The following is a 21273-nucleotide window of genomic DNA, read 5'->3' as shown; positions in this document are numbered from 1 at the left end:
GTCAGGCGGTGACCCGCGGCTTCCCGGCCGCCGCCTCCGCCTCGCGCGGCGACGGCAGCGCGGGCTCGCCGCCCACCGGTTCGCCGCCCGTCGGCTCCCCGGTCGCCGACTCCTCATCGCACTGCATGAGCCACGGCAGCCGCAGCGCCATCACCACGCCCAGCAGCAACAGACCCGCGCTCACCAGGAGCGTCACATGCAGCCCGTGCACGAAGGAATCCCGCGCGGCACGGCGCAGCGCGGCCCCGGCCGGACCGCCGAGCCGTCCGGCGACCTCATAGGCCTCGCCGAGCGAGTGGCCCGCCGCGTCCGAGGCGGACCGCGGCACGCCCGGCACCGACCGCGCGCCCGGCGCGTAGGCCGCGTTCATCACGCTGCCCAGCAGCGCGATGCCGATACCGGCCCCGAGCTGGTACGACGTCTCGCCGATCGCCGCCGCGCCGCCGGCCTGGTCGGCCGGGGCCTCGCTGAGCATCGACTCGTAGGCCCCGAAGAGCGTGGTCTCCAGGCCGAAGCCCAGCAGCACGAAGCCGGCCAGCAGCAGCGTCGGGTCGTCGGTGCCGCCCATGCCCGTCAGCGTCAGCACCGCCGCCGCCGTCAGGCAGAAGCCGAAGCACACCATGCGGCGGGGTCCGAAGCGGCGCAGCATGCGCGCGCCCGCGAGGCCGGCCGCCATCGCGGCGAGGGTGAGGGGCAGCAGCCTCAGGCCGGTCTGCAAGGGGGACAGGCCGAGCACCAGTTGCAGGTACTGGGCGGCGATCAGCTCCAGGCCGACCAGCGCGAGCATGGCCAGCACGATGCAGCCCACCGAGGTGCTGAACGCGGGCCGGCGGAACATCCGCAGGTCCACCAGCGGATGCGGGAGCCGCCGCTGGCGCCGTACGAAGAAGAGGAGGAGGGCGGCGCCGGTCAGCAGCGGCAGCACGGTGAGGGGGCTCGCGACCGCCTCCCCGCCCCCGAGCCGCTTCACGCCGAAGACCACGCCGAACAGCCCGGCCGCCGCCATCAGCGCGCCGGTCACGTCCCAGGGGCCCTCGCGGTCGCCCCGGGACTCGGGCAGCAGCATCCGTCCCACCGGCAGGCTCACCAGCATCAGCGGGATGTTGACCAGGAAGACCGCGCCCCACCAGAAGTGCTCCAGCAGGAAGCCGCCGAGCAGCGGTCCGACCGCCGCGCCGACCGCCGCGACCGCGCTCCAGACGCCGATGGCGAGGGCGCGCTCGCGCCGGTCGGGGAAGACCTGGCGCAGGATCGACAGGGTGGCCGGCATGATCATGGCGCCGCCGACACCGAGCAGCGCGCGGGCGGCGATGAGCGTCTCGGCGGTCGGCGCGAACGCGGCCACGGCGGAGGCGACCCCGAAGAGGGCGTAGCCGAGCAGCAGCACGCGTCTGCGGCCGACCCGGTCGCCGAGGGTGCCGAAGAGGATGAGCAGCGAGGCGCAGACCAGCGGGTAGACGTCGACGATCCAGAGCAGTTCGATGGCGCCGGGCTTGAGGTCCTCGGTGACGGCGGGGACCGCCACGTGCAGCACGGTCGCGTCGAGCGCGACGAGCAGCAGGCTGACGCAGAGCACGACGAGGACGACCCAGCGGTTGGCACCTGCCCCGGGGGCCCGACGGCGCGGCCGGACGGCGGCCGTGGTCGTCCCGGACATGTACGTACCTCCCAGATGATCCCTCGTGTGGGGCGGACCGACGGGGCGGGGACCCCCTGTCGTACGGCCGGAGCGGAGCGGTGTCTCCGGCCCGCGCGAACCCACGCGGGTGACTCGTCAGCGTACGCGAGTCCGCCGCGCGGTCACGTGGCGGACCTCTCACCCACCGGAGGGAACCCGTGTGGCGTACGCCACGTCCCCCGCTCTTGACCCTGACCCGCCGAGAGGTCCGGTGGAGCGCGCGGTCGATAATCGAGCCCGTGACCGATCTCGCGACGCGCGTGGCCCCGCCCCACGCCCCTCTTCTCCGCCGGGCGGCCCCGGCCCTCCTGGGCTACGCGGCCGTCCGCGCCCTGGGGCTGGCGGTGCTGGCGGTGTGGAGCGCCGCGCGCGGCAAGAGCGCGTTCACCTTGCTGACCGCGCGCTGGGACTCGCTCTGGTACACGCGGGTCGCCGAACTGGGGTACGGCTACGAGGTGCGGCTGCCGAACGGGGACGTCCACTCCAACCTGGCCTTCTTCCCGTTGCTGCCCTGGCTGGAGCGGCTGCTGCACGCCCTCACCCCGCTGTCGTACGCGGGCGCCGGGTTCGTGGTGAGCCTGGTGGCCTCGCTCGCCGCCGCGGCCGGGATCTTCGCGGTCGCGGACCGGGTGTACGGCCCCCGGACCGGGGTGTGCGCGGTGCTGCTGTGGGCGGTGCTGCCGGTCGGGATCGTGCAGTCGATGGCGTACAGCGAGTCGCTGTTCACCGCGCTGGCGGCCTGGTCGCTGTACGCGGTGCTGACCGGGCGGTGGGTGGGCGCGGGTGTCCTGGCGGCCCTGGCCGGGCTGACCCGGCCGGTGGGGGTGGCGGTGGCCGCGGCGGTGTGGGTGGCGGGCGTGGTCTCGTTCGGGCGAGAGCGCGGCGCGCAGCACACGCCGGGCGCGCACCATGACGGACACGCGCCCGCGCCCGCTCCCGGCGCGTCCGGCACCCCGTACGCCCCCGGTCGGCGGCGCGCGCTCGGCATGCTGCTCGCTCCGCTCGGGGCCGCCGGCTACGTCCTCTGGGTCGGCCACCGCACCGGCGGGGGCCCGCTCGGCTACCTGGACGTGCAAGCCGGATGGCGCAACGGGTTCGACGGCGGCTACGCCTTCGCCCGCTTCGTGGCCGACAAGTTCACGTCATTTCCGTCCGCTCTCGCCGGCCTCGGCCTGATCGCCGGGGTGGCCCTGCTGATCTGGCTGTACGTCAGCGGGGTCCGCGCGCGCCAGCCGGTCGAACTGCTGGTCTACACGGGCGTCGTGCTCGTCCTCGCCCTGTGCGCGTCGAGCTACTTCGGCTCCAAGCCGCGGCTGCTGATGCCCGCGTTCCCGCTGCTGCTGCCGCTGGCCCGCGCCCTGGCCCGGCCGCGTGTACCCCGATCGGCCCTGCTCACGGCGGGGTTGGCGGTCGCCGCGGCGTTCTACGGGGCGTTCTGGCTGAACGGTTCCGGCCCACCGTGACCGGCCGGGCCGCCCGATGACGCCCCGGAGAATTCCGCGCCAGGACCGGGTTAACACATTCATAAGCGCCGCATAAACAACACCCGGCATGATCAAAGGAATTGGCCCGATCGGACTCACAGGATTGCGGAATCCCGGGAATTCGGCCCGTCCTTGAGAGGTTTCCCACATCACATCGTCATCACAAAGACGCTGTTTCGACCGGGAACACCGCTCACTCGCTGTAACGTCGATTGGGTGCGTACCGAACGAAACCTCACCCGGCGTCTGGACCGGGTGTTCGCCAGGCTGGACCGTGAGCCGGAACGACCGGCCCACATCGATGTGCCGAGGATGAGCCGGCACCGGGTCGTTCTGTTCTCCGCGACCCTGGCTTTCTACCTGGCGATCGTGTGGGCCGTGGTGACGACCTCCTGGCTGGTCCGGCTGGACTGGCAGGTCATGTTCTTCCGGCCGTACCAGCAGTGGCCCGAGATCCACGCGTTCCTCGACTACTACGTGGTGCTGGGCCAGCGCGGCCCCACCGCCGTGATGGTCGCGGCCTGGCTCGGCTGGCGCTCCTGGCGGCAGCACACCCTCCGCCCGCTGCTCACCCTGGCCACCTCGCTGCTCCTGCTGAACATCACGGTCGGCGCCGCCAAGCTCGGCATGGGGCGGCTCGGTCCGCACTACGCGACCGCGATCGGCTCGAACGAGATGGGCCTGGGCGGCGATATATTCCCCAGCGGCCACACCGCCAACGCGGTGGTGACCTGGGGAATCCTGGCGTATCTGGCCTCCACCCCGACGGCGCGCCGCTGGCTGTCGGCCCTCTCCGCGGTCACCTCGCTCGGCGTCGGCCTCACCACCGTCTACCTCGGTACGCACTGGCTGAGCGACGTGCTGCTGGGCTGGGCCGCCGGTCTGCTGATCCTGCTCGCGCTGCCCTGGTTCGAGCCGCTGATCGCCAAGGCCGAGCTGGGGCTGTTCGACCTGCGCGACCGCCTGCGCGCCCGCCGCGGCCTGCCCGCGCCCGAACCGGCCGTGCCGGTCACGCCGGTGCTGCTCACGCCGCGCGGCCTGCCGGCCGAGCAGCCGGCGCCGGCCCGCGAGCCGGTGGCCTCCACCCGGTCCTCCCGGGGCCTGGCGCACCTCGCGCCCGGACCGCACACGGCCCGCTCGGAACGCACCCCGGTCACCCCGGCGGGCAGTCGCCGCCCGCCGCACGCCGACCGCCTCCCGCGCGGCGCGTCCCAGCCGGCCCGGCCGCTGACCGGCGGCTGAGGGCCGACGCCGGCACGGGGTCCGGTACGCACCACCGCCCCACGCCACGACGAAGGCCCCGCTCCTGCCCGGAGCGGGGCCTTTCGCGCATCCACCCGGGGAACGGGCGGTCAGCCCTTCCAGGCGCGGGCCACCCGGCCGTCCCGTACCTCGAAGTTCAGCCGTCCGGCCCGGTACTCCATGGTGATGATCGCGCCCGGCGGCAGCGACCGCACCGTCGACCAGCCGCGCTGCCGCGCGAGCCGTTCGGCGTGCGCCGCGTCGAGGCCGACGTACCCGTCCGGGCTGTCCTGGGGCTCCGCTGACGGAGTGGGAATCGGTGCCATGCGGCCACGCTAGGCCGCGACGGGCGGTGACGGAAGCCGGGCACAGACGGGTAAGAGCCGTATCCGGTTCCCGTCACACTTCTGTCACAGCCACCGCGATCCCGTTTCGGCCGCGGTCACATCATCGTCTGCCACGGCGAGTGTCACACGAACGGGGGTTTCCGTTCGGCCTACCGGGGTAATCGAACAGAATTCACGTGTGTCGGAAGGCCGCTCCGAATTACCCGGCGGAAAGTCCCGCAGTGGGGATCGGGGCGGGCCCGGGGCCGCGATTGTCCGCGCAATCCGCAGCGGCCCGGCGGCGGCTGACGCCACGTAGGAAATTCACGGATTCAGCACACAACCGCCGGACTCCCCCTGCCGGAGCGCACGCCCGGCGAGTCCCGGGACGGCGGCTCGCGGGTGCGCGTGCCGAGGTCTCCCCCACGGGCCCGAGTCCGCCCGGGGACGCGGACAGCCGCTGTCCGGGGCGGGACAGCGGCTGTGCGGAGCGGGCTCAGAGCGCGAGGCGCTGCCCGGGCACGATCAGGTTCGGGTCGTCGCCGATGACGGCCTTGTTGGCGGCGTAGATCCGCTGCCAGGTGGTGCCGTGCCGGGCCGCGATGGTGCTCAGGGTGTCGCCCTGGCGGACGGTGTAGTCACCGTGCGGGGCACCGCGGTGGGTGGTGGCCGCGGGGCGTTCCGGCGCCTGCGCCGGGGTGGACCGGGTGGGGGCGGACTTCGTCGTCGCGCCGCTGGTGCGGTTCGCCGTACCGGAGGAGCCGGTGCGGGCCGCCGCCGGGGCGGCGCCGAAGGCTCCGGCCCGGCCCGAGCAGACCGGCCAGGCGCCCCAGCCCTGGGCCTGCTGGACCCTGGTGGCGACGGCGATCTGCGCGCTTCTGGAGGCCTGGTCGGCCGTCGGGGCGTAGGCGGTGCCGCCGTACGCGCGCCAGGTGCCGGCGGAGAACTGGAGCCCGCCGTAGTAGCCGTTGCCGGTGTTGATGTGCCAGTTGCCGCCGCTCTCGCACTGGGCGATGCGGTCCCACACCCCGTTGTCCGCCGCGGCGGCGTTGCCGGTCGCGGCCAGCAGCCCCAGCGGGGCCAGCAGGGCGGCTCCGGCGAGCGCGGCGGTCGTACGGCCCTTGCGGGCGCCGTCGGGACGGGCGGTGTTGCGGGTGGTATCGGCACACTCGGACATGTAGTTCCCTCTCCACGAACCCGGGCTCCCCCAAGGCGGAGCGCGGCTCACCGCGTAGGACCGCGGTTCCTCGCGCCCGCCCCGCCCGCCGTGACCGGTGTCGGCGATCCTGCGCTGCCTGGTGCCGGTCGGCGGACGTACCCGAGCGGTGCTCGTTGCACACGGCGGAGGAATGTAAGGAGGGTGAGCGCCGGGAATCAACCAACTCGCCGTCGTTCCAGGCCACTTGCGTGTTACCCCGGGTATCGGCGATTTTCGGCCACCCACTACATGCGTTGATTTCCTGATTTGTCGACCATCAGCCGACGCTCCCTGTGACCCACTTCACCCCGTCAAGTTCCTTGACCGCGAATGGAGTTGACAGTGAGTGTTCGATTCCTCACGGCAGGTGACCGTGTACCGGGGAAGGTGCGAACCAGTCGTCCCCGGGGCGTGACCACCACCACAGGACACCCGTTGTCTTCTTCATGAGCCCGGAACCCCGGGGCTCATCGGCCGGGAGCCACCCGGCCGACCCAGCACCGCATCCCGAGGGAGCCACCCGTGCCGCGCATGCTCGACGTCAGCGACGCCGTACGCGCCGAGATCGGCGACGAAGAAGCCGACCGGCTGCTCGCCGGAGAGAACGCCCCGGGCAGTTACGACTGCACGTCCTGTCGCACCCCGGGCGACTCCGAGCAGGAGCGCACCAGCACCGTTCTGTTCGTCGGCGACGAGACCGCCGTCCTCGCCTTCGCCCACGCCAGCTGTCTGCCCTCGCAGGTCGTCCAGGTGACGGAGGAACAGCTCCAGGGCGCCGTCCGCTCCATCGGCGCCGTCGGCGGCGACCCGGCCGGCGGTGAGCCGCGCACCTCCGTGCCCGAGCAGGCGGTGCTCGGCGTGACCAGCGGACTCGTCCTGGTCGACGGGGAACTGCACCCCGCGCTCGTCGTCGAGCCGACCTCGCCGATCGTCCGTCCGGGCACCACCGGGACGGGCGACGACTTCCTGCCGCTGCTCATCGAGCAGGGTTTCATGCCGGTGGCCGAGCTGGCGTCCGTCCCTCCGGTGCTGCACGGCTGGTCGGTGCTGCTGGCCGTGGGCCAGCTGCACGCGGTGCTCCAGCCGTCGGCGGCCGGCGGGCAGCCGGTGGCCTGGTGGCAGGCGCACCAGCCGCTCCAGGTGACCGACAGCTGGCGGGCCGCCGCGAACAAGCACCAGCAGGTGCTGATGTTCGCCGCGCCGGTCGGGTCCATCGGGCGTCAGCCCCGGGAGGACCTGCTGCGGGACGCGCTGGACAAGGCCGCCGCGGGCGGCAGGCTGGTCGCCGCGGCGCTTCCCCTCGCGGGCACCTGAGCCCGGTGAGCCGTCCGGCCGCATCTCTTTCCGGTTACGGTCGTTTGGACATACGTGCACGCATACGACACTCCTCCCCGCCGGTCCTTCTCCTCCGTGCCGTCCGCCCGGGCGGCGCACGAGCCGTCCGGCGGGTCCTCGGCCACGCCGATCTACGACTCGCTCTACGCGGAGTGGGTCAGGACCTTCCGCACACTGCCGGGGGACCGCAGCGGTGAGGAGGAGCTGGGGTTCAGCGCCTTCGGGGACTTCCCGGACGGCACGGGCACGTACGGCGGGCACCGGGCGGGGTCGTTCAGCAGCTCCTACAGCGCCTACAGCGCGGGGGCCTACAGCGCCCGGCAGCAGTCGCAGTGGCAGCGGGTCGGCACGCTGGGCCGGCAGCACGAGACGGGGATGCAGCACGTGCCGGCCGCGGCCGCCCTGCCGCCGGGGCCGCGCCGGAGTGCGTGACGGGCACACGGACGAGGAGGGCGGCCCCGGAGCTCCGGGGCCGCCCTCCTCGTCGTAGCGCCGTTACTTCTTCTTCGCGCCGCGCTTCTCGCGCACCCGCACCGAGATGTGGATCGGGGTGCCCTCGAAGCCGAACTCCTCGCGCAGGCGGCGCTCGATGAAGCGCCGGTAGCCCGCCTCGATGAAGCCGGAGGCGAAGAGCACGAACCGCGGGGGCTTGGTGCCGGCCTGGGTGCCGAACAGGATGCGCGGCTGCTTGCCGCCCCGGACGGGGTGCGGGTGGGCCGCGACCAGCTCGCCGAGGAAGGCGTTCAGCCGGCCCGTGGGGACGCGCGTCTCCCAGCCGGCCAGCGCCGTCTCGATCGCCGGGACCAGCTTCTCCATGTGCCGGCCGGTGCGCGCCGAGACGTTGACCCGGGGCGCCCAGGCGACCTGGCCCAGCTCGGTCTCGATCTCCCGCTCCAGGTAGTAGCGGCGCTCCTCGTCCAGCGTGTCCCACTTGTTGAAGGCGATGACCATCGCGCGGCCCGCCTCGACGGCCATGCTGATGATCCGCTGGTCCTGCACGGAGATGGACTCGGAGGCGTCGATCAGCACGACGGCGACCTCGGCCTTCTCCACGGCGGCGGCCGTGCGCAGCGAGGCGTAGTAGTCGGCGCCCTGCTGGAGGTGGACACGCTTGCGGATACCGGCGGTGTCCACGAACTTCCACGTCTTGCCGCCGAGTTCGATGATCTCGTCCACCGGGTCGCGGGTGGTGCCCGCCAGCTCGTTGACGACGACGCGCTCCTCGCCGGCCACCTTGTTCAGCAGCGAGGACTTGCCGACGTTCGGGCGGCCGATCAGGGCCACGCGGCGGGGGCCGCCGATCGCGGTGCCGAAGGACTGCTCGGGGGCGTCCGGCAGGACCTCCAGGACGGCGTCGAGCATGTCGCCCGTGCCGCGGCCGTGCAGGGCCGAGACCGGGTGGGGCTCGCCGAGACCCAGGTTCCACAGGTAGGCCGCGTCGGCCTCGCCGCTCGGGCCGTCGACCTTGTTGGCGCACAGCACGACCGGCTTGCCGGCCTTGCGCAGCAGCCGGACGACCGCCTCGTCGGTGTCGGTCGCGCCGACCTTGGCGTCGACCACGAAGACCACCGCGTCGGCCGCCTCGATCGCGTACTCGGCCTGGGCGGCCACGGAGGCGTCGATGCCGAGGACGTCCTGCTCCCAGCCGCCGGTGTCGACGACCTTGAAGCGGCGGCCGGCCCATTCGGCCTCGTAGGTGACGCGGTCGCGGGTGACGCCCGGCCGGTCCTCCACGACCGCCTCACGGCGGCCGATCATCCGGTTCACCAGTGTCGACTTGCCGACATTGGGGCGGCCGACGACGGCGAGCACGGGCAGCGGGCCGTGGCCCGCCGCCTCGATGGCGCCCTCGACGTCCTCGATGTCGAAGCCCTCTTCCGCGGCGAGCTCCATGAACTCCGCGTACTCGGCGTCGCCGAGAGCCCCGTGCTCGTACTCGTGCTCGGCCGAGCCGTCGGGCTGGATGTCGTCGTTCATGAAGTCCGTACCTCGTCGTTCATTCGTGGTGATCGGTGGAACGAGCCCCCGCGGGGGCTGATCCACTACTCAAGTGTCGCCCGGCGCCCGGTCAGGCGCCTGGCGTTTTCCAGGTGGCTGGTGAGCTGCTTCCGGATGCGCTCGGTCGCCTCGTCCAGCGCCTTGCGGGTACGCCGCCCGCTGCCGTCGCCCGCCTCGAACGGGTCGCCGAAGACGACGTCGACGCGGGAGCGCAGCGGCGGCAGCGCCTTTATCAACCGGCCGGGCCGCTCCGCGCTTCCCAGGACGGCCACGGGGACGATCGGCGCCCCGCTGCGGACCGCGAAGTAGGCCAGCCCGGCGCGCAGCGAGGCGAAGTCGCCCTCGCCCCGGGTGCCCTCCGGGAAGATGCCCAGTACTCCCCCGGCCGCCAGCACACCGAGGGCCTGGCCGATCGCGGTGCGGTCGGCGGCGGCGCGGTCCACCTTGAGCTGGCCGATGCCGGTCAGGAAGGGGTCCAGCGGGCCGGTGAAGGCTTCCTTCTTGATCAGGAAGTGCGTCGGCCGGGGTGCCACGCCCATGACCATCGGGCCGTCGATGTTGTGGGAGTGGTTCACCGCGAGGATCACCGGGCCGGTGGCCGGCACCTTCCAGGCGCCGAGCACGCGTGGCCGCCACAGCCCGTACATCAGGCCGACGCCGATGCGCCGCCCGATCTCGGCGCCCCGCTCCGACGCGACCGGCGGACGGCTCACTTCCCGGCCCGCTTCTCCTCGACCAGGGTGACGACGCACTCGATGACCTGGGCGAGGGTGAGCTCGGTGGTGTCCACCTCGACCGCGTCGTCGGCCTTGGCGAGCGGCGAGGTCTTGCGGCTGGAGTCGGCCGCGTCCCGCTTGATCAGGGCCTCGCGGGTGGCGTGGACGTCGGCGCCCTTCAGCTCGCCGCTGCGGCGGGCCGCGCGGGCCTCCGGGGAGGCGGTGAGGAAGATCTTCAGGTCGGCGTCCGGCAGGACGGTCGTACCGATGTCCCGGCCCTCGACCACGATGCCCTTGTCCGCGCCGGCGGCCAGGGAGCGCTGCAACTCGGTGATCCGGGCGCGCACCTCGGGCACCGCGCTGACCGCGCTGACCTTGGAGGTGACCTCCTGGGTGCGGATCGGGCCGGCCACGTCGACGCCGTCGACCGTGATGGTCGGGGCGGCCGGGTCGGTGCCGGAGACGATCTCGGGCTTGCCGGCGACGGCCGCGATGGCGGTCGGGTCCTCCAGGTCGATGCCGTTGGTCACCATCCACCAGGTGATCGCCCGGTACTGGGCACCGGTGTCCAGGTAGCTGAGGCCGAGCTGTGCGGCCACGGCCTTCGACGTGCTCGACTTGCCCGTGCCGGAGGGACCGTCGATCGCGACGATCACGGGCTTGGCGGTCGGGGCGGCGCCGTTTTCCACGGGAGGGCACCTTCCTGGTGAAGGGTGGTGAGCGGGGTCCGGGACGCGAGGGCGCCCCGCACAAGGTTACTGGCTCGCGGGAGGCGCCCTCACCGGGTGTTACCGGCGCAGCGCCCAGCCCCGCTCGCGCAGTGCCTGCTCCAGCACCGGCACCGCCTTCGGTTCGACGCTCAGCTGGACCAGACCGGCCTGCTGCCCGGTCGCGTGCTCGATCCGGACGTCCTCGATGTTGACCCCGGCCCGGCCCGCGTCGGCGAAGATGCGGGCCAGCTGGCCGGGCTGGTCGTCGATGAGGACGACGACGGTCTCGTACGCGCGCGGGGCGCTGCCGTGCTTGCCGGGTACCCGCACCTGGCCCGCGTTCCCGCGGCGCAGCACGTCCTCGATCCCGGCGATGCCCTCGCCGCGCTTGGCCTCGTCGGAGGATTGCAGGGCGCGCAGCGCCCGGACCGTCTCGTCCAGGTCGGCGGCGACGTCGGAGAGCAGGTCGGCGACCGGTCCCGGGTTCGCGGACAGGATGTCGATCCACATGCGCGGCTCGGAGGCGGCGATCCGGGTCACGTCCCGGATGCCCTGCCCGCACAGCCGTACGGCGGCCTCCTCGGCGTGCTCCAGGCGCGCGGCGACCATGTTGGACACCAGGTGGGGCATGTGGGAGACGAGGGCGACCGCGCGGTCGTGGGCGTCGGCGTCCATGACGACCGGTACGGCCCGGCAGTGCGAGACCAGTTCCAGGGCGAGGTTGAGCACCTCGGTGTCGGTGTCCCGGGTCGGGGTGAGCACCCAGGGGCGGCCCTCGAAGAGGTCGCCGGTGGCGGCCAGCGGGCCGGACTTCTCGCGGCCGGACATGGGGTGCGTGCCGATGTACGCGGTGAGGTCCAGGCCGAGCGCCTCCAGCTCGCGGCGGGGGCCGCCCTTGACGCTGGCGACGTCCACGTAGCCGCGGGCCGCGCCCCGGCGCATGGCGTCGGCGAGGATCCGGGCCACGTTCGCGGGCGGGGCGGCCACGATCGCCAGGTCGACCGGGCCCTCGGGGGCCTGGTCGGTGCCGGCGCCCAGGGCGGCGGCCGTGCGGGCCTGCTCGGGGTCGTGGTCGGCGAGGTGGACGGTGACGCCGCGCTGGGTGAGGGCCAGGGCGGCGGAGGTGCCGATGAGGCCGGTTCCGATGACGAGTGCGGTTCTCACTGGGCGATGTCCTTGCGCAGGGCCGCGGCGGCGCCGAGGTAGACGTGGGCGATGTCGGCGCGGGGCTTGTCCGACTCGATGTGCGCGAGGACGCGCACGACGCGGGGCATGGCGCCCTCGACGTCCAGTTCCTGCGCGCAGATCAGGGGGACGTCCACGATGCCGTGCTTGCGGGCGGCGGCGGCCGGGAAGTCGCTGTGCAGGTCGGGGGTGGCCGTGAACCAGATGCTGATGAGGTCGTCGGCGGTCAGCCCGTTCCGCTCCAGGACGGCGGTGAGCAGGGCCCCGACCCGCTCCTCCATGTGACCGGCCTCGTCCCGCTCCAGTTGGACGGCCCCCCGGACCGCTCGTACCGCCACGGTGCTGCTCCTCGCTGACATGCGTGTTCCGTTCTTGGTCCGTCCAGCGTAGTCAGCCCGCGCGGGACGGGCGCGCGCCGCTCGCTCGCTGAGACGATGCGAGAGTTCCGGTATCCACCGATATGCACTTCTGTACGGAGGTCTGACATGACCCAGCCAGCGACACGGCGGACAGTTCTCGCCACGGGCGCCGGTGCGATCGCCCTGGGATGCGTGGGGTGCGGCGCCGAGAACGGCGGTGAGGCCACGTCGACACCGTCGGCGTCGTCGGCGTCGGCGTCGTCCCCGGCCGCGCAGGAGGCGGCCACCGGCGGGAAGGCGCTGGCGAAGACGAGTGACATCCCGGAGGGCGGCGGCAAGGTGTTCAAGCAGGAGAAGGTGGTGGTCACCCAGCCGAAGAAGGGTGACTTCAAGGCCTTCTCGGCGATCTGCACGCACCAGGGCTGCACGGTGAACGCGGTGGCGGACGGCACCATCGACTGCCCCTGCCACGGCAGCAGGTTCCGCATCGACGACGGCTCGGTGGCCCACGGCCCCGCGACCAGGCCGCTGCCCAAGCGGTCGATCCAGGTGGACGGTAAATCCATCCACCTGGCCTGAGGGTGCCGCGTACGCTCCGGGGATGCAGCCGCACGACCTCGTCCGCGACCACACGGTCTACGCCTGTGTCATGGGCTCCCGCGCCTTCGGCCTGGCCACGGACGCCAGCGACACCGACCGGCGCGGGGTGTTCCTCGCCCCGACCCCGCTGTTCTGGCGGTTCGAGAAGCCGCCGACGCATGTCGAGGGGCCGGGCGAGGAGCGGTTCTCCTGGGAACTGGAGCGGTTCTGCGAGCTGGCGCTGCGCGGCAACCCGAACGTCCTGGAGTGCCTGCACTCCCCGCTGGTGGAGCACGTGGACGACACGGGCCGGGAACTGCTGTCCCTGCGCGGCGCCTTCCTGTCCCGGCAGGCGTACGACACCTTCACGCGCTACGCCCTCGGCCAGCGCCGGAAGCTCGACGCCGACATCCGCGCGACGGGCGCCCCGCGCTGGAAGCACGCGATGCACCTGCTGCGCCTGCTGATGAGCGCCCGGGACCTGCTGCGCACCGGCGAGCTGGTGATCGACGTCGGTGAGCGGCGCGAGCGCCTGCTGGCGGTGAAGCGCGGCGAGGTGCCGTGGGCGGAGGCGGAGGCGTGGATGGTCCGGCTGGCGGCCGAGGCCGAGCGGGCCCTGCGGGGCAGCCCGCTGCCGCCGGAGCCGGACCACGCGCGCGTGGCCGCGTTCCTGTACCGGGTGCGCCGGGCCTCAGCCCTCCAGGCGGAGCCGGACCACCAGGTCGTGCAGGGCGTCCTGGGCGCCGGCCGCGTCGGGCAGGGCTGAGCCGGCCTGCGCCTCGTCCAGCACGGTGTGCAGCCGCTCCACGTCGGCCTCCACGCGCGCGTGGTCGACGTCGGCCTTGCCGTGCTCCCGGTCCCGCTTGGCGGCGATCAGCTCCGGCAGGTAGCCGGGAGCGCCGACCTCGTCCAGCAGCGTGGGCAGGTGGGCCTGGACCTCGCCGCTGCGCAGGAGGTGGATGCCGGTGAGCAGCACGCGGAAGGTGTAGAGCAGCGGCTTGAGTTCGCCGGTCTTCTCGAACAGCCGCCACTGGGTCACCGCGAACCCCCGGTAGTGGTGGGCGTGGTGGCTGGTGAGGACACCGGGGGCGAGGGCGGCCAGCTCCCGGTGGGCCTCGGAGGTGTGCACGACCAGGGGCGAGAGCAACTGCTCCAGCACATAGCCGTTGCGGCGGAGCATCAGCCGTGCGAACTTGCGCAGGTCGTGGGTGACGAGGTCCAGCTCGACGCCGTACCGGACCCAGGTCCGCGAGCGGGTCTCCTCCGGCTCGCGCAGCCCGACGAGGTCGGCGGCGGGGAGCAGGTGGACGCCCCGCAGGTCCACGTCGGAGTCCTGCGAGGGGAAGCCGTACAGGTGGGCTCCCGAGACGGTGGCGAACAGCAGGGGGTCGGGCTGTTCCGCGACCACCGGGGCCAGGTCTATGTCGAGGTCGTCGATCATGACCCTAAGCGTCCCAGAGCGCCCCCAGGGCCAACAGGTCGCCTCGGTACTCGATCCGCTCGGCCCAGTCGGCGGGCCAGGCCCCGGCGCCCAGCCAGGCGCCCGCGAAGGCGCCGGTGAGGCAGGCGATGGAGTCGGAGTCGCCGGCGGTGCAGGCGGCCCGGCGCAGGGCGGTGACGGGCTCGTCGGGGAAGAGCAGGAAGCACAGCAGCCCGGTCGCGAGGGCCTCCTCGGCGATCCAGCCCTCACCGGTGGCCAGGCAGGGGTCGGTCTCCGGGGAGACGGTCCGGGCGGCCTCCTGGAGCCGGCCGAGGATCTCCAGGCACTCGTCCCAGCCGCGCGCGATGAACTGCTCGGGGCCGGGGTCCTGCGAGCGGGTCCACAGGTCGCCGAGCCAGGTGTGGTCGTAGCGGGTGCGGTTCTCCAGGGCGTAGGAGCGCAGGTGCCCGACCAGTCCGGCGGGGTCCGTGCCCCGGGCGAGCAGGTGGACGGCGTGGGCGGTGAGATCGGAGGCGGCCAGCGCGGTGGGGTGGCCGTGGGTGAGCGCGGCCTGCAACTGGGCGGCGCCGGCGCGCTGTTCGGCGCTGAGCCCGGGGGCGAGCCCGATCGGGGCGACCCGCATGTTGGCGCCGCAGCCCTTGGAGCCGACTTGGCTGGCGTCCTGCCAGGCCCGCCCCTCCGCCTTGAGCAGTTCGCACGCGGTCAGGCAGGTGTTGCCCGGGGCCCGGTTGTTCTCGGGCGACTGGTACCAGTCGACGAACTCCTCGCGCAACGGCCGCTCCAGGCGCTTCGGCGCGAGGGGACCGCGCTCCATGGCGGTGGCGAGCGCGCGTCCCACGGCGAGGGTCATCTGGGTGTCGTCGGAGACACGGGCTCGCCGGGACAGCTCCAGCTCCCGCCAGGGCCCGAACATCGACAGGATCAGCGGCACGGTCTTGAACTCGGTCGGGAAGCCGAGGGCGTCCCCGAGGGCGAGGCCGAGGAGTGCTCCGGTCGCCGACTGCTTGGGCATATGCGTCGTCCCCCTTTATCGTCACCATGACAATAAAGGGGGACGGTGATCACGGCAAGCCGCTTTAGAGATCGACTTCCTTCATCAGCATGCCGACCTCGGTGTTGGACAGGCGGCGCAGCCAGCCCGACTTCTGGTCGCCCAGGGTGATCGGGCCGAAGGCGGTGCGCACCAGCTTGTCGACCGGGAAGCCCGCCTCGGCCAGCATGCGGCGCACGATGTGCTTGCGGCCCTCGTGCAGGGTCACCTCGACCAGGTAGTTCTTGCCGGTCTGCTCGACCACGCGGAAGTGGTCCGCGCGCGCGTAGCCGTCCTCCAGCTGGATGCCGTCCTTCAGCCGCTTGCCCAGGTCGCGCGGGATCGGGCCGACGATGTGCGCGAGGTAGGTCTTCTTCACGCCGTACTTGGGGTGCGTGAGGCGGTGGGCCAGCTCGCCGTGGTTGGTGAGCAGGATGACGCCCTCGGTCTCGGTGTCCAGCCGGCCGACGTGGAAGAGCCGGGTCTCGCGGTTGGTGACGTAGTCACCGAGGCACTGCCGGCCCTCCGGGTCCTCCATGGTGGAGACCACGCCCGCGGGCTTGTTCAGCGAGAAGAACTGGTACGACTGGGTCGCGACCGTCAGGCCGTCGACCTTGACCTCGTCCTTCTCCGGGTCGACCCGCTTGCCCTGCTCGGTGACGATCTCGCCGTTCACCTCGACCCGGGCCTGGTCGATCAGCTCCTCGCAGGCCCGCCGGGAGCCGTAGCCCGCGCGCGCGAGGACCTTCTGGAGCCGCTCGCCCTCCTGCTCGGCGCCCGGGAAGGTCTTGGGCAGCTTGATGTCCTTCTTGCCCGCGTACCGCTCCCGGTTGCGCTCCTCGACCCGCGTCTCGTACTCGCGGGAGCGCGACGGGGCCGTACGGCCGCCCTGCTGGGGCCGCTTCGGGCCGCCCTTGGTCCCTCCGCGCGCCGCGCCGCCGCGCCCGGCCTTGGGGCCGTCCTTGGTGGCCCCCGGGCCCACGTCGTAGCGGCGCTCCTCGGGGCGGGGCTTGCGGGGCCGGCCCTGCCCCTGCTTCTGGTCCCTGTCGTTGCCGGCACCGCGGTAGTTACCGCGCCCGCCGCTCTTGCCGCTGCCGCTGCTTCGCATCAAGGTTTCCGTCTTAGTCGTCTGCGTCCTGACCGCCGGGCGCGTCGGGCGCGTCCGGGTCGAACGACGGGACTCCCTCCTGGGTCTCGGCCTCGATCGCCTCCGCCTCCGGGAGGAAGGGCGCGAGCTCCGGGAGCTCGTCCAGGCCGCGCAGGCCCATCCGCTCCAGGAAGTAGTTCGTCGTCCTGTACAGGATCGCACCTGTTTCGGGTTCCGTGCCCGCCTCCTCGACCAGACCGCGCTGGAGGAGGGTGCGCATCACGCCGTCGCAGTTCACCCCGCGCACGGCGGAGACCCGGCTGCGGCTGACCGGCTGGCGGTAGGCGACGACCGCGAGGGTCTCCAGCGCGGCCTGGGTGAGCCGGGCGGTCTGGCCGTCCAGGACCAGCCGCTCGACGGCGGGCGCGTAGGCGGCGCGGGTGTAGAAGCGCCAGCCGCCGGCGACGAACCGCAGTTCGAAGCCGCGGCCCTGCACGGTGTACTCGTCGGCCAGCTCGCGCAGGGCGTCCGCGATCTGCCGCCTGGGCCGCTCCAGGATCCTCGCCAGGTGCTCCTCGGTCGCGGGCTCGTCCACGACCATGAGCATCGCCTCCAGGGCGGGCTTGAGGTCGAGGTCGGCGACGGTCCGCAGCCCGGCCGGGACCTCGGCGGTCTGCTCACTCACGGCTTCTTCTCCTCCTTGGGCGGCTCGGGCGGCCGGTCGAACTCGTCCGTGACCATGGGCGCCGCGTCCGTGTCCCCGCCGGTCCAGCGCACGGTCAGCTCCCCGAGCGCGGCCTCCTGCTCCAGGGCCACGGCCTTCTCCCGGTACAGCTCCAGCAGGGCGAGGAACCGCGCCACGACGGTGAGCGTGTCGTCGGTGTCCTCGATCAGCGCCCGGAAGCTCGCCTCGCCCAGCTCGCGCAGCCGGGCGACCACGATCCCGGCCTGCTCCTGCACGCTGACCAGCGGGGCGTGGATGTGGTCGACGTAGACCCGCGGTTTGGGCTTGGGCTGCATGGCCTTGACGGCGAGCCTGGCGAAGCCCTCGGGGCCGATGCTGATGACGACCTCGGGCAGCAGCTCGGCGTGCTGCGGTTCGAGGCCGACGGTACGGGGATAACGCCGGGCCTCGTCGTCGAGCCGCCGGTCGAAGATGTCGGCGATCTGCTTGTAGGCGCGGTACTGGAGCAGCCGGGCGAACAGCAGGTCCCGGGCCTCCAGCAGGGCCAGGTCGGTCTCGTCCTCCACCTCGGCGGCGGGCAGCAGCCGGGCGGCCTTGAGGTCGAGCAGCGTGGCCGCGACGACCAGGAACTCCGTGGTCTGGTCCAGGTCCCAGTCGGGTCCCATGGCCCGGATGTGCGCCATGAACTCGTCGGTGACCTTGGACAGGGCGACCTCGGTGACGTCCAGCTTGTGCTTGGAGATCAGCTGGAGGAGCAGGTCGAAGGGGCCCTCGAAGTTGGCGAGGCGGACCTTGAAGACACCGTCGGAAGCGGGCTCGGACTCAGCGGGCTCGGGCTCGGGCTCGGGCCGTTCCGGCTCGGGCAGCTCCGGTTCCGGTTCGGGAGCCTCGACCGGTACGGCGGCCGGCTCGTCCGGCACCGCTCCCGGCCCTCGCCCCAGCGCACGCCGGCGACCGGCGGACACGCCGGGGGCAGGGGCTCCGTTCGAGGTCATAGCCCCGCAGGCTACCGCTACCGCCCGCGCAGCCGTCGTACGAGGATGCTCGCGTCCCCGCGGGACTCCAGGTCGGCGAGGACCACGGCCACCGCCTCGCGGACGATCCGCCCGCGGTCCACCGCGAGCCCGTGCTCGCCGCGGAGCACCAGCCGCGCGTGCTCCAGGTCCATCAGCTCCTCGGCGGAGACGTAGACGGTGATCTTCTCGTCGTGCCGCTCGCGTCCGCTGGGCCGCCGGGCCGCCGACCGGCCGCGCTTGCGCGGCTGCGCGGCGGCAGAACCTTCCTGCGCCGCCTGCCGGCGCGCCGGGCGGGTGCGGGACTCGCCGGCCTCGGCCGGCTCGGCCTCCACCGCCACGTGTTCCGCGCCCTCTCCGTCACCGCTCTGGACGGGCACCGACTGCGGTGCGTCCTCGGCGGCGGCCGCCTCGTCGCTCTCCCCCGCGGGAGCCGGCACCCGGGCCTCGCCGTTGGCCGCGCGGCGGGGCGTGGACGGCTGGAGCGCCATCCCCCCGGTCGTGCGGAACAGTTCGTCGGCCCCGGGCAGACTCACTCGGCGTGACACCGGGCGAGCACCTCCCTGGCGAGCTGGCGGTAGGCGGCGGCGCCGACGGAGTTGGAGGCGTACGTGGTGATCGGCTCACCGGCGACCGTGGTCTCCGGGAAGCGGACCGTGCGGCCGATGACCGTGTGGTAGACGTGGTCGTCGAAGGCCTCGACCACGCGGGCCAGCACCTCGCGGCTGTGGACCGTGCGCGAGTCGTACATCGTGGCGAGGATGCCGTCGAGCTCCAGCTCGGGGTTGAGCCGTTCCTGGACCTTCTCGATGGTCTCGGTCAGCAGGGCCACACCGCGCAGGGCGAAGAACTCGCACTCCAGCGGCACGATCACCTTGTGCGCGGCCGTCAGCGCGTTGACGGTGAGCAGGCCGAGCGAGGGCTGGCAGTCGATCACGATGTAGTCGTAGTCGGGCAGCAGCGGCTTCAGGGCCCGCTGGAGCGTCGACTCGCGCGCGACCTCGGAGACCAGCTGGACCTCGGCGGCCGACAGGTCGATGTTGGACGGCAGCAGGTCCATGTTGGGGACCGCCGTCTTCAGCAGGACCTCGTCCGCGGACATGCCCCGCTCCATGAGCAGGTTGTAGACGGTGAGGTCCAGCTCCATCGGGTTGACGCCGAGACCGACCGACAGCGCGCCCTGCGGGTCGAAGTCCACGAGCAGCACGCGCCGGCCGTACTCCGCGAGCGCGGCACCCAGGTTGATGGTCGACGTCGTCTTGCCGACGCCGCCCTTCTGGTTGCACATCGCGATGATCGTCGCGGGGCCGTGGTCGGTCAGCGGGCCCGGGATCGGGAAGTACGGCAGCGGGCGTCCGGTCGGACCGATGCGCTCACGGCGCTGGCGGGCCGCGTCGGGCGCGAGCGTGGCCGCGTACTCGGGATCGGGCTCGTACTCGGCGTCGGGGTCGTAGAAGTGCCCCTCGGGCAGTTCGTCGTAGTCGGCGAATTGGTTGTGGGGCGCGCCACTTCCGTCGCCGGCCATGGCGTTCACGTGATGGCCATCCATGCTCTGGTGTGCTGTCCCGGCCGCCTGCGGACCGGAACTCTGGTGGGCTGCGAAGGTGCGCACAGCTACGGAGCCGACAGCCTCGAATCCCGCGGGGCCCTGGCCCCGTGCAGGCATTCCTGGTTGACCACCCCCGGGAGAAAATGTCGACTCATTCACAAGTCGTCTTACCTCCTTGGTGACCAGGAAACTTCTAGACAAGGTCAGCGTGGCACCATGCCGACGGTTGGCGACTCTATGGCGTGTCGGGCGTCCGCAGCAACACAATCCGCCGGACCCGGCCCGATGTGTCGGCAATGAAACATCCCGCTGTCAAGGGCGTACGGCCGTCGCACGGCAGGTTTCACCGGTGTGCGAATCGGTCGAAGGGTTACGTTCGAGGCGAGTTGACCGAGAGCCGCAAAGTGACCATACACACACCCGGCCGGACCTTGTCGGGCAAGGTCCGGCCGGGTGCGCGCTGTTGACGAGCCGTGTTGACGAATCGCCTTTTGGGTCAGCCGAGAAGGCTCTCCAGCTCGACGTGGTCCAGGCCGTGGGCCTCGGCGACCTCCTTGTAAACGACCTTGCCGTCATGGGTGTTGAGACCCTTGGCGAGCGCGGGGTCGCGGCGCAGCGCCTCCACCCAGCCGTTGTTGGCCAGCGAGACGATGTACGGCAGCGTCGCGTTGGTGAGGGCGTTGGTGGAGGTGTTGGGCACCGCGCCCGGCATGTTGGCGACGCAGTAGAAGACCGAGTTGTGGACCCGGAAGGTCGGCTCGGCGTGCGTGGTGGGACGGGAGTCCTCGAAGCAGCCGCCCTGGTCGATCGCGATGTCGACAAGGACACTTCCCGGCTTCATGCGGGACACCATCTCGTTGGTGACCAGCTTCGGGGCCTTGGCGCCCGGGATGAGGACCGCGCCGATGACGAGGTCGGCGTCCAGGACGGCCTTCTCCAGCTCGAAGGCGTTGGACATGATCGCCTTGACCTTCGTGCCGAAGATCCGGTCGGCCTCGCGCAGCTTGTTGATGTCGCGGTCGAGGAGGGTCACCTCGAAGCCCATGCCGATGGCGACCTGGGTGGCGTTCCAGCCGGAGACACCGCCGCCGATGACGACGGCCTTGGCCGGGGTGACGCCCGGCACGCCGCCCGGCAGCACGCCGCGGCCGCCGGCCGCGCGCATCAGGTGGTAGGCGCCGACCTGCGGGGCCAGCCGGCCCGCGACCTCGGACATCGGGGCGAGCAGCGGCAGGGCGCGGTTCGGCAGCTCGACGGTCTCGTAGGCGATGGCCGTGGTGCCGGACTCGATCAGCGCGTCCGTGCACTCCTTGGAGGCGGCCAGGTGCAGGTAGGTGAAGAGGATCTGGTCCTTGCGCAGGCGGTGGTACTCCTCGGCGATGGGCTCCTTGACCTTCAGCAGCAGGTCGGCGGCGGCCCACACCTCGTCGGCCGTGTCGAGGATGGCGGCACCGGCGGAGACGTACTCCTCGTCCGTGATGGAGGAGCCGAGGCCGGCGCCCCGCTCGACGACGACCTGGTGGCCGTTGCGCACCAGCTCGTGCACACCGGCGGGGGTGATGGCCACCCGGAACTCGTTGTTCTTGACCTCGCGGGGGATGCCGACCTTCACGTCGATCACGGTCCTTGGCTCAGAGGGGGTATGGGGGTGCAATACA

General features: G+C 72.5%; 22 protein-coding genes. 6 read left to right on the top strand and 16 right to left on the bottom strand.

The genetic code is table 11. The features are described from left to right. Nucleotide 1: 1 nt before the first annotated feature. Nucleotides 2-1657, bottom strand: coding sequence for an MFS transporter (locus AQJ11_RS36615; protein ID WP_059266173.1), 1656 nt, complete (start codon nt 1655-1657; stop codon nt 2-4). Nucleotides 1658-1917: 260 nt separating this feature from the next. On the opposite strand from AQJ11_RS36615, the gene AQJ11_RS36610 reads away from it, so the two are divergent. Together AQJ11_RS36610 and AQJ11_RS36605 are read left to right on the top strand one after the other, a co-directional pair. Continuing rightward, complete coding sequence (locus AQJ11_RS36610) at nt 1918-3141, top strand: glycosyltransferase family 39 protein (RefSeq protein ID WP_059266172.1); 1224 nt, start codon at nt 1918-1920, stop codon at nt 3139-3141. A 237-nt stretch (nt 3142-3378) separates the two neighbouring features. Beyond that, nucleotides 3379-4404, top strand: a complete 1026-nt coding sequence (locus AQJ11_RS36605; protein WP_059266171.1) for a phosphatase PAP2 family protein — start codon at nt 3379-3381, stop codon at nt 4402-4404. Between the two features lie 110 nt (nt 4405-4514). On the opposite strand, the gene AQJ11_RS36600 is transcribed toward AQJ11_RS36605, so the two are convergent. Continuing rightward, on the bottom strand, nt 4515-4730 hold the full coding sequence (locus tag AQJ11_RS36600; RefSeq protein WP_014671811.1) for an I78 family peptidase inhibitor: 216 nt from the start codon (nt 4728-4730) through the stop codon (nt 4515-4517). Between the two features lie 496 nt (nt 4731-5226). Continuing rightward, nucleotides 5227-5907, bottom strand: coding sequence for a LysM peptidoglycan-binding domain-containing protein (locus tag AQJ11_RS36595; RefSeq protein ID WP_014671812.1), 681 nt, complete (start codon nt 5905-5907; stop codon nt 5227-5229). 543 nt (nt 5908-6450) lie between these two features. Between AQJ11_RS36595 and AQJ11_RS36590 the strand changes: the two genes are divergently transcribed. Together AQJ11_RS36590 and AQJ11_RS36585 are read left to right on the top strand one after the other, a co-directional pair. Further along, entirely contained in the window at nt 6451-7242 is a 792-nt protein-coding gene (locus tag AQJ11_RS36590) for a hypothetical protein (protein WP_014671813.1), read from the top strand. A gap of 54 nt (nt 7243-7296) precedes the next feature. Next, complete coding sequence (locus AQJ11_RS36585) at nt 7297-7695, top strand: hypothetical protein (RefSeq protein WP_014671814.1); 399 nt, start codon at nt 7297-7299, stop codon at nt 7693-7695. A 63-nt stretch (nt 7696-7758) separates the two neighbouring features. On the opposite strand, the gene der is transcribed toward AQJ11_RS36585, so the two are convergent. The 5 genes from der to aroH all read right to left on the bottom strand — a co-directional run bounded on the left by der (nt 7759) and on the right by aroH (nt 12210). Beyond that, entirely contained in the window at nt 7759-9240 is a 1482-nt protein-coding gene (gene der, locus AQJ11_RS36580) for a ribosome biogenesis GTPase Der (RefSeq protein ID WP_059266170.1), read from the bottom strand. 65 nt (nt 9241-9305) lie between these two features. Continuing rightward, a complete protein-coding gene (locus tag AQJ11_RS36575) occupies nt 9306-9908 on the bottom strand; it encodes a lysophospholipid acyltransferase family protein (protein WP_237281118.1) in 603 nt (200 codons plus the stop codon). Nucleotides 9909-9970: 62 nt separating this feature from the next. Beyond that, complete coding sequence (cmk, locus tag AQJ11_RS36570; RefSeq protein WP_014671817.1) at nt 9971-10666, bottom strand: (d)CMP kinase; 696 nt, start codon at nt 10664-10666, stop codon at nt 9971-9973. 99 nt (nt 10667-10765) lie between these two features. Next, complete coding sequence (locus AQJ11_RS36565; protein WP_014671818.1) at nt 10766-11851, bottom strand: prephenate dehydrogenase; 1086 nt, start codon at nt 11849-11851, stop codon at nt 10766-10768. Then, nucleotides 11848-12210: a chorismate mutase gene (aroH, locus tag AQJ11_RS36560; protein ID WP_014671819.1), complete on the bottom strand. Its 363-nt coding sequence runs from the start codon at nt 12208-12210 to the stop codon at nt 11848-11850. Before aroH ends, AQJ11_RS36565 begins: the two co-directional genes overlap by 4 nt. A 147-nt stretch (nt 12211-12357) precedes the next feature. On the opposite strand from aroH, the gene AQJ11_RS36555 reads away from it, so the two are divergent. After that, nucleotides 12358-12810 carry a Rieske (2Fe-2S) protein gene (locus AQJ11_RS36555; RefSeq protein ID WP_059266169.1) on the top strand — a complete coding sequence of 151 codons (453 nt, stop codon included), beginning with the start codon at nt 12358-12360 and terminating at the stop codon, nt 12808-12810. 22 nt (nt 12811-12832) lie between these two features. Beyond that, complete coding sequence (locus tag AQJ11_RS36550; RefSeq protein WP_041665074.1) at nt 12833-13576, top strand: nucleotidyltransferase domain-containing protein; 744 nt, start codon at nt 12833-12835, stop codon at nt 13574-13576. On the opposite strand, the gene AQJ11_RS36545 is transcribed toward AQJ11_RS36550, so the two are convergent. The 8 genes from AQJ11_RS36545 to ald form a co-directional block, all read right to left on the bottom strand. Next, nucleotides 13502-14251, bottom strand: coding sequence for a nucleotidyltransferase domain-containing protein (locus AQJ11_RS36545; protein ID WP_014671821.1), 750 nt, complete (start codon nt 14249-14251; stop codon nt 13502-13504). The genes AQJ11_RS36550 and AQJ11_RS36545 overlap by 75 nt on opposite strands. Nucleotides 14252-14255: 4 nt before the next feature. Beyond that, a complete protein-coding gene (locus AQJ11_RS36540) occupies nt 14256-15263 on the bottom strand; it encodes an ADP-ribosylglycohydrolase family protein (protein WP_059266168.1) in 1008 nt (335 codons plus the stop codon). Nucleotides 15264-15327: 64 nt separating this feature from the next. Further along, entirely contained in the window at nt 15328-16389 is a 1062-nt protein-coding gene (locus AQJ11_RS36535) for a pseudouridine synthase (RefSeq protein ID WP_014671823.1), read from the bottom strand. Nucleotides 16390-16402: 13 nt separating this feature from the next. After that, nucleotides 16403-17053, bottom strand: coding sequence for an SMC-Scp complex subunit ScpB (gene scpB, locus AQJ11_RS36530; protein WP_014671824.1), 651 nt, complete (start codon nt 17051-17053; stop codon nt 16403-16405). After that, on the bottom strand, nt 17050-18048 hold the full coding sequence (locus AQJ11_RS36525) for a segregation and condensation protein A (RefSeq protein WP_208616704.1): 999 nt from the start codon (nt 18046-18048) through the stop codon (nt 17050-17052). The genes scpB and AQJ11_RS36525 overlap by 4 nt, the downstream gene beginning before the upstream one ends. Before the next feature lie 17 nt (nt 18049-18065). Further along, nucleotides 18066-18614, bottom strand: a complete 549-nt coding sequence (locus tag AQJ11_RS36520) for a hypothetical protein (protein ID WP_059266166.1) — start codon at nt 18612-18614, stop codon at nt 18066-18068. Beyond that, the gene (locus tag AQJ11_RS36515; RefSeq protein ID WP_078611716.1) at nt 18599-19732 is read right to left on the bottom strand and encodes a ParA family protein; all 1134 of its coding nucleotides are present in this window, start codon (nt 19730-19732) and stop codon (nt 18599-18601) included. Before AQJ11_RS36515 ends, AQJ11_RS36520 begins: the two co-directional genes overlap by 16 nt. Before the next feature lie 379 nt (nt 19733-20111). Further along, a complete protein-coding gene (gene ald / locus AQJ11_RS36510) occupies nt 20112-21236 on the bottom strand; it encodes an alanine dehydrogenase (protein ID WP_014671828.1) in 1125 nt (374 codons plus the stop codon). Nucleotides 21237-21273 lie beyond the last annotated feature (37 nt).

Source organism: Streptomyces corchorusii, from assembly GCF_001514055.1.
GTDB lineage: Bacteria > Actinomycetota > Actinomycetes > Streptomycetales > Streptomycetaceae > Streptomyces > Streptomyces olivaceoviridis.
Note: the sequence above shows the minus strand (reverse complement) of the source record. Positions and strands in the feature narration are given on the sequence as shown.

Coding starts and splice junctions, on each gene's coding strand:
- AQJ11_RS36615 (WP_059266173.1), bottom strand. CDS start 1,657: ATGTCCGGGACGACCACGGCCGCCGTCCGGCCGCGCCGTCGGGCCCCC.
- AQJ11_RS36595 (WP_014671812.1), bottom strand. CDS start 5,907: ATGTCCGAGTGTGCCGATACCACCCGCAACACCGCCCGTCCCGACGGC.
- AQJ11_RS36525 (WP_208616704.1), bottom strand. CDS start 18,048: ATGACCTCGAACGGAGCCCCTGCCCCCGGCGTGTCCGCCGGTCGCCGG.
- AQJ11_RS36545 (WP_014671821.1), bottom strand. CDS start 14,251: ATGATCGACGACCTCGACATAGACCTGGCCCCGGTGGTCGCGGAACAG.
- AQJ11_RS36550 (WP_041665074.1), top strand. CDS start 12,833: ATGCAGCCGCACGACCTCGTCCGCGACCACACGGTCTACGCCTGTGTC.
- AQJ11_RS36555 (WP_059266169.1), top strand. CDS start 12,358: ATGACCCAGCCAGCGACACGGCGGACAGTTCTCGCCACGGGCGCCGGT.
- AQJ11_RS36600 (WP_014671811.1), bottom strand. CDS start 4,730: ATGGCACCGATTCCCACTCCGTCAGCGGAGCCCCAGGACAGCCCGGAC.
- der (WP_059266170.1), bottom strand. CDS start 9,240: ATGAACGACGACATCCAGCCCGACGGCTCGGCCGAGCACGAGTACGAG.
- AQJ11_RS36535 (WP_014671823.1), bottom strand. CDS start 16,389: ATGCGAAGCAGCGGCAGCGGCAAGAGCGGCGGGCGCGGTAACTACCGC.
- AQJ11_RS36515 (WP_078611716.1), bottom strand. CDS start 19,732: ATGCCTGCACGGGGCCAGGGCCCCGCGGGATTCGAGGCTGTCGGCTCC.
- AQJ11_RS36575 (WP_237281118.1), bottom strand. CDS start 9,908: ATGTACGGGCTGTGGCGGCCACGCGTGCTCGGCGCCTGGAAGGTGCCG.
- AQJ11_RS36540 (WP_059266168.1), bottom strand. CDS start 15,263: ATGCCCAAGCAGTCGGCGACCGGAGCACTCCTCGGCCTCGCCCTCGGG.